The organism is Peribacillus frigoritolerans, assembly GCF_001636405.1.
GTDB classification, from domain to species: Bacteria; Bacillota; Bacilli; order Bacillales; family DSM-1321; genus Peribacillus; species Peribacillus frigoritolerans.
Map to the genome: position 1 here is coordinate 5,297,895 of NZ_KV440950.1, position 15,489 is coordinate 5,313,383.

Sequence of the window (15,489 nt, forward strand, 5' to 3'; positions counted from 1 at the left end):
ATAAGAGGTACTGATCATGTATAAAAAATTCTTCATTTTGATCTTCGCAGCCGCCCTACTTTTAGGGCTTATTAAAACCGTTATGGATATGTAGTGAAAACAGCCCGATTCCTGAGGGGAATCGGGCTGTTTTCATTTTCGTTTAACCTCTCCATTCAGCTTCCCCATTTTCGGGATAAGGATAAAAAACAAACAAACGACCAAAAGTGCCAAAACGATGCCGAGCAATATCGTCAGGTCAAAATTAAGCGAAGGCTCTGTTTCTTCTTCGTTTCTCGTTGGAATGCGGACCTCCGAGAATAATCCAAGCTGTTCTGATTTTGAAGCGATGGTATTATTTTGATTCTCCATTACAGGAGACTGAAACAGTGAGTCCTTCACCGAGTCAATGGCATCATATTTCCCTCTTTCAAAAGTGAGGTCTTTTTGTTCTTCAGGCAATTTCCGCTTCTGTTCCAACAATCCTTCTTCATGGAAAAACTCCGTTTGAATATCAATATCGTTTTCTTGATATTCATTGGGCTCCACCATCGGTTCCTCTTCCGCCCCGCCATGAGGTGCATGGCTAAAAAACAGGATGAGCAAGACAGGCATTACGTATTTATTCCACTTCATGGGCCATTGCTCTTCTTTCTGCAAGACGCTTCATTATATATGGAATGACCGTTGCGATAAGCGTCAGTACAATCAAGATGATACTAGCCGGAATGAATGCCGACTGATTACCGAATTGAATGGACATGTATACGTCCGCAACAGGGTGGTCTACATTGAAATTAGGCATGATTAAATCCAATAATGGAATGGTAAAGAAACTGATCAAACCAATCACCAGGATAGCACCGACAAACGGCCCAATCGAGAAGGCAAGTCTGGTAAACGCTGAACAGAAGAATAAAAGCAGGACGGTGAAGACGGTCCATTTAATCTCCTGCATATCTCCCAGTGGATAGATCTTCAAGCCATACATGCTGATGATTAAACCTACGATCAGATTCAATAAGGTAAACAAGGCCGCATGGACCATCATTGGAATGGCTTCATAATGATGCAGGAAGAAACCGATCAATATCCCAGAAATGAGTATGATCACCAACATGACGATCGGTGGGATATTAACCTTTTCCTGATGAAGGACTTCCCCGCTGATTTGTACGGGATTCGCTAAATATTCGTACACATACCCGTTCTCCTGATCATCGACTAGAGTATTGTTCAAGACGCTATATACATCCGTCTTGATTTTTTCAGTTGAGTCAACATTTTGGGACCAATTATCATTAAGCTGATCGGCCCTTTCCTGTACGGACCCCACTTTTGCTTGCAGGTCTGCTGTATCCTTCGTGACCGTTTCCTGTCTTTCCGCTACAGAATTGACAAGCTCGGAAATGAAGCCGACAGTTGTTGCCGTATTGTCTTGAAGTGATACAAACATTTCTCCATCAAGGTTAACTGGCGGTTCGGCCTCCATCTCAGGAACTTCCATATCATCCGACAAATTGGCAGACACTTCTTGAGCCTTGCCGGTAATTGCCGCCAATTCAGCTAAAGTGGCTTTCTGCCCCGTTTCGACGTTAGCATCATATTCTTCCATATAACCCATAATGGATTCCGAGAACATCCCGAAGTTCTCATTGACTCCTGCTAAACTGGCTTTAACGAGTTTCGCTTCTTCATCTACATTTCCGGAAACCCCATTTTTCAAGTTTTCCAATTCTTTTATATTGGCTGCAAATATCTTATCTACATTTGCTTCGGTGACTCTTTCAGCCAATTCACCATAAGATGAGAGTGAACCGTAATAGGCAAGAAGGGTAGTTGAATCCCGATTGGTGATAGGATTCTCGAAGGCCTTCACAAGCACCGCTCGCCTTTCACCCCCCACTTTTTCCAGAAGTGACTGTTCGAGAGTCTTGATTTCTGCGATGGCCTCTTCGATTGTCATACTCTGGATGTCCTGTAATTTTTGAATATCTTCCTGTGACTTTTTCCATTGGTCACCTAAATCCTTATAATTCGTGCCGAGTTCATTATAATCAGCTTGTAATTCCGTAAACTGCGCCAGCAGGTCATTATATGAATCTACCAGTGTATTAAACTCCGTTATCACTTGGTTATAATTCCCCGTTCTGCCGCTTACCGTTCCGCTGAGATTATTGATTTCCGTTTGGAGTTCCGCTGTAAGGATGTTGATTTGTTCAGCAGCTCCTTCACTTCCTTCTGCCGGCACCAAACTTTCAAGTGCCGTGTTGATCCCATTGATTTGATCCAGCAGTACCTGCAGAGACAGTTCATCAATCGGGTCCTTCTTGTCAGGTGCAGCAGCTGATTCACCTTTTCCCGTTTCCGTTTCAATATCCTCTATAGGCGTCGTTCCTTCACCTATATCCTCCCCATCACCAGAGCTGCTTGCAAGATTTCCTCTTTGCATAAGCAAGGTTGACTGAAGGTTATCAAGACCCGCCTCTTCCGATTGTTTCAATTGTTCAATCGAGCTTTGTTGATCTTGGGTGATTTTCGTAATTTGTTCTACTTGTTTGTCTTTCATGCTTGTTGAAAATTGTTCCAATTCATTACTGCTGGAATCAAGTTTCTGCTGCATGATTCCAACATTTTCTCTAATGCCTTGATCATTAAGGCTGTATTTCGTATTCATCCCTTGCTGAATCTCTGGTATAGATTGATTCCCCTCATTCAGCACCTTGTCGTATGACTGCACACTCTCCATGACAAGCTGCTGATTTTGGGCAGAGGCCTTCTCAAAAAGGATACTTTGAGCTTTTTGATATTCCTCAAAAGAAACAACATCTTTCACAAATGAAGCCATTTGAGTCTTCGTGTTCCCTATTTCATCAATTGTTTCAGTACTTGTTTTGCCAGCATCTTTCGTCTCGGCAAAAACTCCTTCAAGCATGTCCTTATGCTGCTTGATTTCGCCTGCAAGACTTTCCGAGCTTGGAGTATAAAACTCATACATCGTGTTTTGAAAAGCGATTTCTTTAGCAAGGACATTATCGAACTTCTTACGGATGTCCTCGACTGATTGGGAAACATAGCTCCAATACTGTGTTGAAATATGCTTATTCATTTTGCTCTTTGTTTTCTCTAATTCCTTTTGTACCTTTTCCATGTTCTCTGCATTCAAACTGGGTTGTACCTTGTACTTTATCCCCGCCTTGACAGGCTGTTCATCATCGAACGTATAAATATTCTCTGAAAAATCGGATGGAAAATATATGACTGCATCATACTTTTCATTTGCAAGTCCACTTTCCGCTGTACTTCTATTTACCACAAACCACTCATATTCAGAATCCTTGTCCAGTGTAGTAACAAGCTCTGAGCCCATGTAAATGGGGTTATTGTTAAATTCTGTCCCATTATCTTCATTTACAATGGCGATTTCGCGAGAAGCCGTTTCCGTCTTTTTCATTGGATTTTGGCCAATATAAGAAAAAAACAAGATTGGCAGCGCTAAGATCACCAGTATTTTACCGATTAACAGCATCGGTTTTATTTTTTCAGACACTCTCTTGCACTCTCCTTCTTTCTTCACTTAGCGGAATTTGGATTTTACTCTCCTGGCCATTCAGCACAAAGTATCCGTAACCCGGCTGTATTTCTTCTTCTTTTCTGGAATAGGAGAGGGTGTACAAGCTTTGGTCCGATTTTTTAAGAAGCAAAACAGCCTGTCTGACTTGTTTCAGTTCGGTTGTCAACGAATCATACCCCTTCGTGAAGTCGTTGGCATTTCCAGCGACAATCAGACTAAACCCGAGATGGCTGTATTGTTTCATCAAACTGCTGATCCTATCCTGAATCCTGCCGTCTATCGTTTGTTGGATCCTTGAAATGCTATCTATGACAAATATGACCGGTGGGAATTCCAGTTGCTTCATCGGTGTCAATTCCAATGCCGCAAGATAACTTCGCTCACGTTCTTCAAATATTCCAGTGATATGATCGAGCCATTCGGTTATCCGCTCTTTTGTTTCCACATAGCTCACCTTCTCCTCAAAAGCATAAGAAGATAGGCCGCGATCCACTCCGTCAAATAATCCAATTTCGCCGACCGCCTGTGTAAGCAACGATTCCAGCAGCACTTTAAGGACATTCGTTTTCCCTTTACGTGACTGTCCTACGACAAGCAGGAATGGATTGGCATTCAACTCCACGAATACAGGTGTAACGCTTTCCTCTGAAAGCCCGATTGGAATGGTATCCTTCTTAATGGTTTGTGAGCAGTAACTCTGGAAGCTGCTGGAATCAAGACGTGCCGGTAACATCCGAATCGCCGGCGGTTTGTCCATTTCCTTATATTTAACCTTATGTTCTGCCACAGATTGTTTCATTTCTTCCAAAACGGCTATATCATCCGCTCCATCGGCTGGTAAGTAAATCTGGGTGAGATAGGTTTGGTCCTTTTTCACCAACGCCCTGCCAGGAACAGGTTCATTTTCATAAGGGGTTCTCCCCAAAACTGAATATTTTTCCGAACTGTCCATTAAGTAATGGACGACCTTCGTCTTAAGGCTATTCATTAACGGCTGGCGAATCGCATTGATTCTCGTTGCCGTTAAAATCATGAAGATTCCAAGTGATTGTCCATCACGTGCAAACTGAACGAATTGGGCTTCCTGATCCTGCATCTCATCCTTCACTATGTCAAAATTGTCGACCACGATATAAATAATCGGCAATTTATCTTCCACCAATGCATTATAAAGCTTAATGTTACTAAGCTCCTTTTCTGAAAAAAGCTGCTTACGCCTTTCCATTTCCACCTTCATGAATAACATGAATTTTTCGATTTTCCTTAACTCATCAAACCTAAAGTATTCCCCAGTATGAGGCAGCTGGCGCATTGGCAGTAAAGCGCTATTCCCGAAGTCAAAAATATAATAATGCAGTTCTTCAGGACTGAATTGATCTGCAAAACTAAAGAGAAGTGTCAAAACGGTGGTTGACTTGCCGTACCCGGAAGAACCAAAAACCCCTATATTCCCATCATCAATCCAGTTATAGACATAATTGGTCTGGCTTTGCAATTCGGGCTCATCTTTCATTCCCAGGTGGAATTGATTCATCGTCAGGCTTCTTTCAGGGTTTCTTGATAAACGATCTGAAAGAGGCGGCAGCCATGGGCTTGCCAACTTCTTAATCTCCATTTCTTCCTGTATCGCCACAATTCGATCCGCCACGGCTTCAATTTCACTAATCTTTTCTTTCCTCTTATTAGTGACCTGTTCCGATACATTAGAGATTTGAACAAGACCGAGGTCCGTGACAAGTGCCACTTCATCCTCAGATCCAACCGTATCCTCTAAATATGGTGCACCGCTCCATGCAGACTGGAACAATTCATAAACTTCGTTATTTCCAACCTGCAAATATCCCCGTCCAGTGACAGTAATATTTGCCGCATCGCTATTTTTAAGAATTTCCTTACTATCATTGGCATCCTGCACTTTCAAAGAAATTTTAAAACGGGCATTGCTCCAAATCTGGTTATCAATTACACCGCCCGGCTTTTGTGTAGCAAGAATTAAATGAACTCCCAAGCTCCGTCCAATTCGCGCCGTACTCACTAATTCGCGGATGAAATCGGGTTCTTCATTTTTAAGTTCCGCAAACTCATCTGATATCAAAAATAGGTGCGGTAACGGTTCATCCGCTTTGCCTTCTTTGTATAGGTCCGTGTAATCGTTGATATGATTGACTTCGTATCGATCAAACATGCGCTGGCGCTTCTTCAATTCACTATTGATGGATGCTAGTGCCCTGGCACTGAAGTTCTTGCTTCCCTCAATATTCGTAATGACTCCCAGCAGATGCGGAATCTGCCTGAATGGCTGTGCCATTCCCCCGCCTTTATAATCAATGAGCAAAAAGGCAACTTCATGCGGATGATAATGAACGGCTAATGATAGGATGTAGGTTTGCAGCAATTCACTTTTCCCCGATCCTGTCGTTCCGGCAACCAATCCATGGGGGCCATGCGCCTTTTCATGCAAGTTCAATTCAACCCTATCCGTTTTCCCTTTCAATCCAATCGGAACTGCCAAGGATTTGGAAGACTGATTGGTCCGCCAGTTTTGGCTGATAGGCAGCTCTTCCACTTCACGAGCTTTCAATAATTCAAGGAATGAAACGGTTTCTGGTATGGAATTGTTCATGCCTTTTTGATGATCTAATGAACGGAGCGTACGTGCATAACGCTCATTTCCTTCTTTTGAATGTGCATCAAGTTTAAAGGGAGTATGAACGGCCTTCGTTTGCTGGATGAGAATCTCACCCTCAAAATCATTGATGTACTTAACAAGCGTATGGACATTTTCCGTCAAACTTTCTTTTGCATCCGCTGCAAAAATCGTCGAGATGCCTAAATCGTCCGTTTTGCCTTCTAAATATTCCAATATGACATGCTCAGCAATTAAATTACGATCCGTGACAATAAAGACAAAGTGGGGAGTGAATCTCACTTTCCCTTTGTTCTCATCCAAATCTCTTTCCCTCAATAGCTGATAAATCGAGGTCAGGAGCTGGTCACGTGATTGCTCATTATATATGAATCCTTTTGCATAGGCATGCGGCAATTGAAAATGAGGGAGCCATTTCATCCATTCCCATTCCTGATAATCCTTTTCCGGAAAGATGGCGACAAATCGAACATCATGATAACTATGAAAAAAGGCCAGTTGCCCAATCAATTGCTGCAGCTCCCGTTTAACAATCGATTCCTTTCCGACCAGGCCCATCGATCCGTTTGATAAATCGATCGATAATGGAAGATCTTCCAAGTTTTTGTACACATCCACAAGTTCCTGCGACTGCTCAAGTAAATCATCTATATCCCGATTGGACATATCGCTGCTATTTACCGACACCTGATAACTTGAGGGTATGGTCGCCGTTCCGATCTTAAAGTGCAGGGCATCTTCACTTTCCAGAGTTCGTTCCCATATACGATCGCTAATACTATCAGTTAGAAGCTTCATCCTTTCAAAGGAGGGGTAATGATAGAACAGCACATTCTTTTGTTTTTCAGACAGCTCTTGAAGTTCTTCCCTCTTCTGCTCTAGATACCTGGTATATACACGTTGGCGTTTTTCTTCTCTGAATTTTTGCTTCTTTTTGTCTTTAAAGTATTGTACCGTCGAGGTAACTAAAGTCGTCGTGAACATCACAATAGATATGATGATGAAAATGCCCCGCGGCTGAATGACCGTGATGACCCCCATGACGATCAGCATCATTAAGGGCGGCATAAGGATTAACCATAACCCTCTATTATTATCTTCAGCTTCTTGGCTCGGAAAAGATATCGTCACTTTCTCATCCGGCAATTCGTAGATCATCCTTGGTGTCCGGCGATACTGTGGATAGTTTTTTTTCATTTCAGAGATTGGCTTCTTCATTTTAGCTAATGATGTTTCATAACTTTCGGCGCTATGAATCATCAATAAGTCGCCTTCAATCAACCTCAGCACCATATGCGGCCAGCAAACCAGATCACCATTTTGGATGGGAACAGCCTTCGTTACCCTTTCACCATTCAGGAATATCCTGCCATTACCCTCTGGCATGAGGTGCCACTGCCCTTTATGCAGCACAAGGGAAAAGTCATTGCCGGAAACGGGTCCTTCTTTACGAATGGTCGCTCCCGCCTTGGCCGATAAAGTGATTTCTTTCAAGTTGCCTATATAATAGAGGCTTTCTTCCAATTCCCCCGACGTATAAAAAATCTCGACCGTTTCTTCTCCTTCTTGAAAGGTGAAGCTATGGAATGGCTTTACATCGCCAAGCTTCTTGGCCTCTCTAAACACCTCATATTCATCAAGTCCCTCATGTTTTTTCAGCTTGATAGGACCTTGTTCAAAAGGAATGGAATAAACGGTAATCGTATCCTGTTTTGATGGCCCAATCGAAATTGGACCGTTATGATTATCCTTGATCGTAAAGGATTGGTAGGTCCCACTAGAATAAATCCATAATAAACTCATTAAATCTCACCTCCGCAAAAGGCCCACTGCTCACTCTTTGCTTTTCTCTTTTTCTTCAGTTGATTTTTTGGAGGAATCCTTACTTTCTTCTTTTCCCCCAGAAGCAGGTTCGTTTTCCGCTTCATCTTTTACAGCAGGTTTTGCTTCCTCTGCGCCTTTATCCTCTATATTCGGGTCTGTTGCAGCAGGGTTCTGATCTTGCTGTTCCTCCATTTGCTTATCCAATTCCTTTTTTTCCTTTTCATATTGGGACAGCTCGGTATCGACTTCTTTAATTTGCGTTTCCTTTTCTTCCCCAGATAGGCTATCGTCCAACTTAATCTGTTCTTTCTGGTTTACCAGCCCGTACATAATCAATTCGCGATCCTCCATGATTCTCGCCAGATCGATCGCTTCCTCGCTCATTCCCCTGCCTATATAAATCCAATATAGGAGATACTGACTATCCGTTTGCAACGAGATTGCATTTTCCACATTTTTCCTAGCTACTCCCTCCAACGGTTCATAAGTGACGTAGGACTTCGCCAGTTCATATTGAACCACATATGGCATCTTTTTCGGATCGTAGTTTTCCAAACGGTCAATGACTTCACTGTATTTTTGTTTTAAGAAGCTTTCACCGCTTTCTACATATGCATCCTGCTTAGGTTGGGAGAAGAATAGTGTGTAAATCGCAAACAATAGCAGTGGCACGAGAACGATCACCGTACCCCAAAGTGTATAACGGCCCGTTTTCCATTTCTTTTCAGGGATATGTACAAATGCTTTTTCTTCCTTCTCTAAAGCTTCTATCCGGTTTTGAATGACCGTGGAAAGTTCATCCCAAGTCCCCGATGACAATATACTTTGTGATTCGTTCGATAGTTTCAGTGTTTTATGGTAAAGCAGATACTCTTCGAATGTATGCTGCCCATCCACAAGCGCCGAAATCGTTGCCTTCGTTTCTTTAAATAACTCATCTTGATTATGCTCATAAGGAGGCAAACTGTCTTTTACGCCATAATGCAGGAAATATGGGGTCAAGCTTGAATCAAAAACGATATTTTCCGGACAAACGACTAGTTGCAGGCGATTCAATTCATGATTCCTTATTTTCTTTTGGATTTGATAAGACGATAACCATTTACTCAATGGATTTTTATCTTTAGCTTTGGAAAAAACAAAAAAAGAGGCTGGTGGATTTACTCTGATCTTCACCTCGTCCTCTGTCACCTCTATATGTTTCTGGAGAGCATCATCCGCTTCATGAATAAGCTGTAATTCCAGTGGGTCCTGCATCGATAGTTTTGCCCGTTGGAAAACGAACGAATGCCCCTTATCATCCTTCATCATTGCAGCTTCTGTTTTTTTCTCCAGATATGGTTTCTCATCCATTTTATGTAACTCCTTTACCCCTGCTAAAGGGCTTTAGACTTTTTTCCTATAAAGAGTCCACACCTATCCATTAGAGGATCTCAAGGCGGTCCCCCGTCGTAATTCCGCTATCAAGCAGGGTTTCATAACCTGAACATACGAACTCTTTATTCTGGACCCGCACCCAATAGCCTTCTTTAGGTGCACTGGCAATATCTTTTACCTGCCATATTATCTCCACAACCTTCTTGATGGAGCGGTAATTTGACACTTGCAAATCAAATACTTCCCCTGTATACCTGTTTAAATCGATCGTTAGTTGAATATATATGGAATCCACCTCTTTTAAAGCAAAAAAGCACCACGATCTTCAAAAAGAGTCGCGGCGCTTTTTCCTAGAAATTCTTTTTCTCATTTACCTAATGATTATCCGCGAATTTGACTAGCAATCTGATTATCTGTGTCTTCAAGGATTTGAGCTGATTTATTCAATTGTTGAGAAACTTCATTCAACAAGCGAGCCATATCCATGAATGAAGGCTTTAATTCTTCGTACTGACCTACGAAAGCCTCACTGGAAGAACCTTCCCAAATACCAGTTAAATGATCTCTCATTCTATCTAAACGACCAATCATATCAGTTACTTGTTGGCTCTCATTATCATATTGTCTAGCTACATCTTTCAGTTCCGAAGGTGTTACGCGAATTTGTGACATAGAAAAAATCCTCCTTTTATCTTATATAGTACATTTTAATAGAACCATACATTTTCTGCCATATAAATAAGCGCAAAGTCGAAAAATGGTAAATTATAATTATGCAAAAAAACCTAAATATGGCATTATGAAAGTCTATGTACCTGTTTTCCCAAACCTTTAAACCCATTTTTTAATTAAATTTTAATATTTTACTTTTTTATGGTAAAAAAAGTACTTTATACCCAATATTTTTGAACCATTATCCATTAATATGGCTTTCACCATAATATTAGTGACTTTCGAATTTCTTTTCTACGGAATTAATCAAACGTTTGATTAAAGTCTGAAAAGCAATTTTTATGATTGATTGAATATAAACCATTTACAAAACATAATGAATGGAGGACCTTTTTTACCATGCTACTTTCAACTTTAATTGGACAGGTATCCTTGTCATATAGCGGGAATCGATATATCCAACAGAAACAGGCCAGCTCTTGCCAATGATTTTTTTGGAATATCCTTTATGTTACATTCATGATTCAATTACGTTGCTTAATCATATAACCCGTTCCAAAAAGTGTTTCAAAAACCGCTCACTTTCCACATTCGTACAGACACGGATTCTAGGTTCGCCATCCTTTTGACCGATTGTCCTGCCTGCTTCTTCACCCTCGGTCACCACCTTGACGTTCATCCATTCTGTCCTGACAAAACTTGAATCAATCGCAACCCCGACTGCAAGTGGATCATGAAGGGCGCAACCACCCAAACCTGGATGGGAGTTTTCATATGCTTTCATATAATAATCGGTCATTTCCGCTAAAAATTCGGCGCTTTCCTTACCAGTGGCACGCCAATCATCAAGCTTCGATTTCAGTAGGTATGTTTGCAGCGTCACATCAAGTCCCACTAGGGTAATCGGCAGTCCTGAAGTCAATACCTGATGTGCCGCTTCAGGATCTGATATTATGTTCGCTTCAGCATAAGGGGTTACATTTCCTGGTACGTTTACGGCACCGCCCATAATTACGACCTCTTTTACAAGCGACATGATCATCGGAGCTTTATTGATCGCCAATGCGATGTTAGTCAGTGGTCCAACTGCAATGATCGTAATTTCATGCGGTCGGCTTTGCACTTGATCGATAATGAAATCTGCTGCATTTCCTTGTGATGCTTTGATGGTTGGTTTAAACCGAAGGGTATTTCCTAACCCGTCTTCCCCATGAACATGCTTGGGATACCGCTTCTTCCTTCCGCGTACCAAAGTTTGGTCAGCACCTTCATATACCGGTATGCGCCTATTTAATTTCTCCAAGACGGCAAGTGTATTACGGGTCGAATCAACAACGGGCACGTTACCAAAGCAAGTGGTGAATCCGAGCACTTCCAATTCAGGGGAATTTAAAGCATATGCCATCGCCATGGCATCATCTATCCCCGTATCTACATCAAATATGATTGGTTTCAATATTTCCACACCTTCCAAAATCACTTTTTGCTTTAACAACTCATTGCTTCTCTTATCTCTTCCTTATTTATAAAGAAACACTGTTTTCCAACTGAATTTTAACATTCAACGATAGCCCAGTTCCACAGAAATTTAAGAATACTCGTAATTCACAAACAAATGACAAGTACAGTCGGAACTTGTATCTACCAGTAAAAATAGTTGACCGCCCATAAATATCAATGATATAAAAAGTGAAAAGAAGAAGTTGTGCCACGAATTAGTTATGAATACATGCGTTACGAATTTATGATATCCAAGGTGGAAAAAGGATGAAAATGTTTAAGTTGATTGAAGATGTTCCATCTGCGTATAAAAAAGGGACAAAATTCTTTTTAATATCGCATTCTGAATTCATTGGCGTGAAAAGTTATGTATTACTGGCAGAAGATTTAAAAGGAAAGATCGAAGTAACGGAAGAGGAATTGAGGAGTAAATTCGTTACCATCCATTGATGTTTAGTATTATAAAGCTCAGCACCCCATCAAAATTAAAAACGAGGGAATTTCATTTCAGAAATTCCCTCGTTTTTTCTTATTGTTTTAAATCTTCAATTGAATCAATATCGACGTAATCCGGTACGACCAGACCAAGTTTTGTTCCTTTTAAGTTTGGTCCAAGGTCAACCATGTCATCTTTATACTTATTATAGTATTCAAGATGTGTTCCCGGAAGCCATGCAGCCACCATAGCGTCCGCACTTCCGTTTGCAACGCCAGCAAACATTGGCCCCACTTCAACCTGGCTTAATGTTACATCATAGCCATTCTGCTCCAGTACCTTGCTAATCACATTTGTACTGGCAATTTCAGTGTCCCAGGCAACATAAACCAGTTTGATCTTTTCACCATTTCCTGATTGTGCTCCTTGGGTCCATTTGGACACTTTGTCCTGATTTTTCTTTATCCATTCTTCTGCTGCTTCTGAAGGAGACATCCCATCAGCAACCTTGACCATTACATCTTCCATATCTTTTGTTTCCCAGTAGAATTGATCAAGAATTTTATAGGCACCTGGCGCATCCTGTTCAAGTCCTTTTCTGGCAATGGAATTGATGTTTTCAGCCTTGCCGAAGGATCCATTCGGATCTTCGAGATATTTCAAGTCATATGTCGAGAACATCCAATGCGGTGACCAGCCAGTAACGACGATTGGTTCTTTTTTATCAATTGCTTTTTTCAATTCTGCAACCATCGCTGCCGATGACCCTTCAACCACGTTCCAATCATCCAGCTTATAATCATCTATAGCCGATTTAGTCAGCTTCATTATTCCTGCTCCAGGTTCAATTCCGATGATTTCAAAATTGGCTTTGGCAGCAAAACTGTTTTCATCCCCATTTTCTGCTTTTTCTTTTGTAAAAGTACCGAATAGCGCAGTACCCACAACTAGTAAGGCCAATATTGTAAAAATGATTTTCCTGCTAACGATATGCTCGTAAGCTGGTTTACGAAGGTTTTGAGTGATACGATCGAGTATGATTGCAATGATTACGATGGATAATCCTGCTTCAAATCCTTGCCCCACATTAATTTGGCTGACTGCCCTGTAGACATCCGCCCCAAGTCCGGGTGCTCCAACCAATGAAGCTGTAACTACCATGGATAGTGCCAGCATGATGCTTTGGTTAACTCCTGCCATAATCGTCGGAGTAGCCAACGGTATTTGTACCTTGAATAACTTTTGGCTGGTGGTTGAACCAAAAGCATCCGATGCTTCGATCAAATCATTAGGCACTTCCTGAATCCCAAGATTGGTCATACGGATTGTCGGTGCAATCGCGAAAATGAATGACGCGATGATTCCAGGCACTACCCCTATTCCAAAGAATAAAATCGAAGGAATCAAATAAACGAAGGCAGGCATCGTTTGCATGAAATCCAAGATCGGGGTAACGATATTGCGCACGGTTTTATTTTGGGCACACCATATTCCGATTGGTATCCCGATCAATATGGTGAGGAATCCTGACAAAATAACGATCGCCAGTGTTTGGATGCTTGATTCCCAATAACCAAGATTATCAATCAATAGTAAGCTGATTAATGTAAATAACCCCAATGTCCATTTGCTTGTATAGGTAACCAAAAGGGTCAGGACGATGATTAAAATGATCGAAGGTCCTGCACTCATTACATCGACCAGGATATCCAGTAGTCCCTCGATCACATTCGTAATAAGTGTAAATAATCCAGCAAATACAATGGTAATCCAATCCACTAAAGAATCGACCCATGCTCCTAGTGGGATTTTCGGCATATTCATTGAATTATTCACTCTCCATTTCATTCAAGGAATCTTTATTTCCGGCCAAAGCACCGATGACGGCACCGCGAAGAAGAATTCCTTTAATTCTGTTCTGATCATCGATCACTGAGATCGGCAAGCTTGAAGTCGCCATCACATCCATGAGGTTTCCAAGTAATTCATCCTCTTTTACAGTTGGGATATCAGTTGTCATCACTTCAGAAATCGATTGATCATTGCTCATTGCCTGACGTGCCTGTTCAGCAGTCACGGCCCCCAATAACTTCTGCTTCCTATCCACAACGAAAATGCTGGAATACCCTTGTTTGCGCATGATTTCCAAGGCAACCCTCGGGCCTCTGTCCACCGCAATCTTCTCTGGGCGTATCATCACATGAGACGCTGTCAATACTTTTGACAGATCAACATCTTCCACAAACTTCTCGACGAATTCATTGGCTGGATTCATCATGATTTGTTCAGGGGTACCCAATTGAATGACGCTTCCATCTTTCATAAGGGCAATTCTATCCCCGATTCTTAAGGCTTCATCAAGATCATGGGTAATGAAAATGATCGTTTTTTTGTACTGATCTTGGATTTGAATCAGTTCATCCTGCATATCCTTACGAATCAATGGATCAAGGGCACTGAAGGCTTCATCCATCAGTAGGATATCTGTATCACTGGCGAGTGCCCGGGCTAACCCAACCCTCTGCTGCATACCGCCGCTAAGCTGTGATGGCAGCTGATTTTCGTAGCCTTTCAATCCAACGGCCTCAAGAGCCTTCATCGCATTTTCATGACGTTTCGCTGGATCTACTTTTTGAATTTCGAGCCCAAATTCAGCGTTTTCCAATATCGTTTTATGCGGGAATAAAGCAAAGTTCTGAAATACCATGCTTATTTTCTTTTGTCTGACTTCCCTTAACCGGGCAGCGTTCATCTTCACGATATCCTCGTCATCAATTAAGATTTCACCCAAAGTGGGATCGATCAAACGATTGAACATGCGGATCAAAGTTGATTTCCCGCTTCCGGATAGGCCCATGATGACAAAAATCTCGCCAGGATAAATCTCGAAATTAACATTATTCACTCCGACCGTTTGTCCCGTTTCTTTCAAGATTTCCTTTTTCGTTTTGCCTTGCTTCAATAAGTCTGTTGCTGCTTTTGGAGATTTGCCAAAAATTTTCGAGACATTTCTGACTTCTACATACGGCTTCATCAAGTCACCTCATTCTAATAGTTGCCCATATGATATTCAGTTTTGCTGAATTCCCCCGTTTTATGCGAGTGATGATTATTAATGCACAAGTATCTTGAAATAACCGAAATTCTACCCCTTCAAAAATGCGGAAGTGACACTTATTTAGTGGCACAGGGGTTACGTGTATAGAAAAATAATCTATATTTATTATTTCCAAGAAGCAATTCTTTACTTGGATTATATTTTGTGTGATAAATTGAGCATTTCAAGTAGAAAAAAAGAGGTGCAATCACAACTGAGGAAACTAGCAGGCACAACATATACCAACTGTAATATAAACGATTTCCACTTAGAGTTTTGTCCTGATGATGGACTTACGACTACCCTCTAAAGTACTTCATTTCCTTTACCAGGTGGAATGATACTTGCAGTGCAGTATAACACCAAAACGCATAGAAATATGA

10 protein-coding genes are annotated in these 15,489 nt (G+C 41.4%); 1 reads left to right on the forward strand and 9 read right to left on the reverse strand.

What is annotated here, in order from left to right; all coding sequences use genetic code 11:
* Positions 1–132: 132 nt before the first annotated feature.
* The 7 genes from essA to A6755_RS24985 all read right to left on the reverse strand — a co-directional run bounded on the left by essA (position 133) and on the right by A6755_RS24985 (position 11,529).
* Positions 133–615, reverse strand: a complete 483-nt coding sequence (gene essA, locus A6755_RS24955) for a type VII secretion protein EssA (protein ID WP_084738118.1) — start codon at positions 613–615, stop codon at positions 133–135.
* The gene (gene esaA, locus A6755_RS24960; protein WP_063592303.1) at positions 602–3,529 is read right to left on the reverse strand and encodes a type VII secretion protein EsaA; all 2,928 of its coding nucleotides are present in this window, start codon (positions 3,527–3,529) and stop codon (positions 602–604) included. Before esaA ends, essA begins: the two co-directional genes overlap by 14 nt.
* Positions 3,522–8,003, reverse strand: coding sequence for a type VII secretion protein EssC (essC, locus tag A6755_RS24965; RefSeq protein WP_063592304.1), 4,482 nt, complete (start codon positions 8,001–8,003; stop codon positions 3,522–3,524). Before essC ends, esaA begins: the two co-directional genes overlap by 8 nt.
* 30 nt (positions 8,004–8,033) lie before the next feature.
* On the reverse strand, positions 8,034–9,377 hold the full coding sequence (essB, locus tag A6755_RS24970; RefSeq protein WP_063592305.1) for a type VII secretion protein EssB: 1,344 nt from the start codon (positions 9,375–9,377) through the stop codon (positions 8,034–8,036).
* A gap of 70 nt (positions 9,378–9,447) precedes the next feature.
* Positions 9,448–9,687, reverse strand: coding sequence for an ESX secretion system protein YukD (yukD, locus tag A6755_RS24975; RefSeq protein ID WP_053537134.1), 240 nt, complete (start codon positions 9,685–9,687; stop codon positions 9,448–9,450).
* A gap of 95 nt (positions 9,688–9,782) precedes the next feature.
* On the reverse strand, positions 9,783–10,073 hold the full coding sequence (locus A6755_RS24980; protein ID WP_034306171.1) for a WXG100 family type VII secretion target: 291 nt from the start codon (positions 10,071–10,073) through the stop codon (positions 9,783–9,785).
* A gap of 541 nt (positions 10,074–10,614) precedes the next feature.
* Complete coding sequence (locus tag A6755_RS24985) at positions 10,615–11,529, reverse strand: nucleoside hydrolase (RefSeq protein WP_063592684.1); 915 nt, start codon at positions 11,527–11,529, stop codon at positions 10,615–10,617.
* A 311-nt stretch (positions 11,530–11,840) separates the two neighbouring features.
* Here A6755_RS24985 and A6755_RS24990 point away from each other — a divergent pair, with 311 nt between their 5' ends.
* Complete coding sequence (locus A6755_RS24990) at positions 11,841–12,023, forward strand: hypothetical protein (RefSeq protein ID WP_034306173.1); 183 nt, start codon at positions 11,841–11,843, stop codon at positions 12,021–12,023.
* A gap of 79 nt (positions 12,024–12,102) precedes the next feature.
* Here A6755_RS24990 and A6755_RS28045 read toward each other — a convergent pair whose 3' ends face one another.
* Both A6755_RS28045 and A6755_RS25000 read right to left on the reverse strand, forming a co-directional pair.
* Positions 12,103–13,833, reverse strand: a complete 1,731-nt coding sequence (locus A6755_RS28045; RefSeq protein ID WP_034306175.1) for a glycine betaine ABC transporter substrate-binding protein — start codon at positions 13,831–13,833, stop codon at positions 12,103–12,105.
* A 4-nt stretch (positions 13,834–13,837) separates the two neighbouring features.
* On the reverse strand, positions 13,838–15,043 hold the full coding sequence (locus tag A6755_RS25000) for a quaternary amine ABC transporter ATP-binding protein (RefSeq protein ID WP_034306177.1): 1,206 nt from the start codon (positions 15,041–15,043) through the stop codon (positions 13,838–13,840).
* Positions 15,044–15,489 lie beyond the last annotated feature (446 nt).

Coding starts and splice junctions, on each gene's coding strand:
- essA (WP_084738118.1), bottom strand. CDS start 615: ATGAAGTGGAATAAATACGTAATGCCTGTCTTGCTCATCCTGTTTTTT.
- essC (WP_063592304.1), bottom strand. CDS start 8,003: ATGAGTTTATTATGGATTTATTCTAGTGGGACCTACCAATCCTTTACG.
- essB (WP_063592305.1), bottom strand. CDS start 9,377: ATGGATGAGAAACCATATCTGGAGAAAAAAACAGAAGCTGCAATGATG.
- A6755_RS24980 (WP_034306171.1), bottom strand. CDS start 10,073: ATGTCACAAATTCGCGTAACACCTTCGGAACTGAAAGATGTAGCTAGA.
- A6755_RS24990 (WP_034306173.1), top strand. CDS start 11,841: ATGAAAATGTTTAAGTTGATTGAAGATGTTCCATCTGCGTATAAAAAA.
- A6755_RS28045 (WP_034306175.1), bottom strand. CDS start 13,833: ATGAATATGCCGAAAATCCCACTAGGAGCATGGGTCGATTCTTTAGTG.
- A6755_RS25000 (WP_034306177.1), bottom strand. CDS start 15,043: ATGAAGCCGTATGTAGAAGTCAGAAATGTCTCGAAAATTTTTGGCAAA.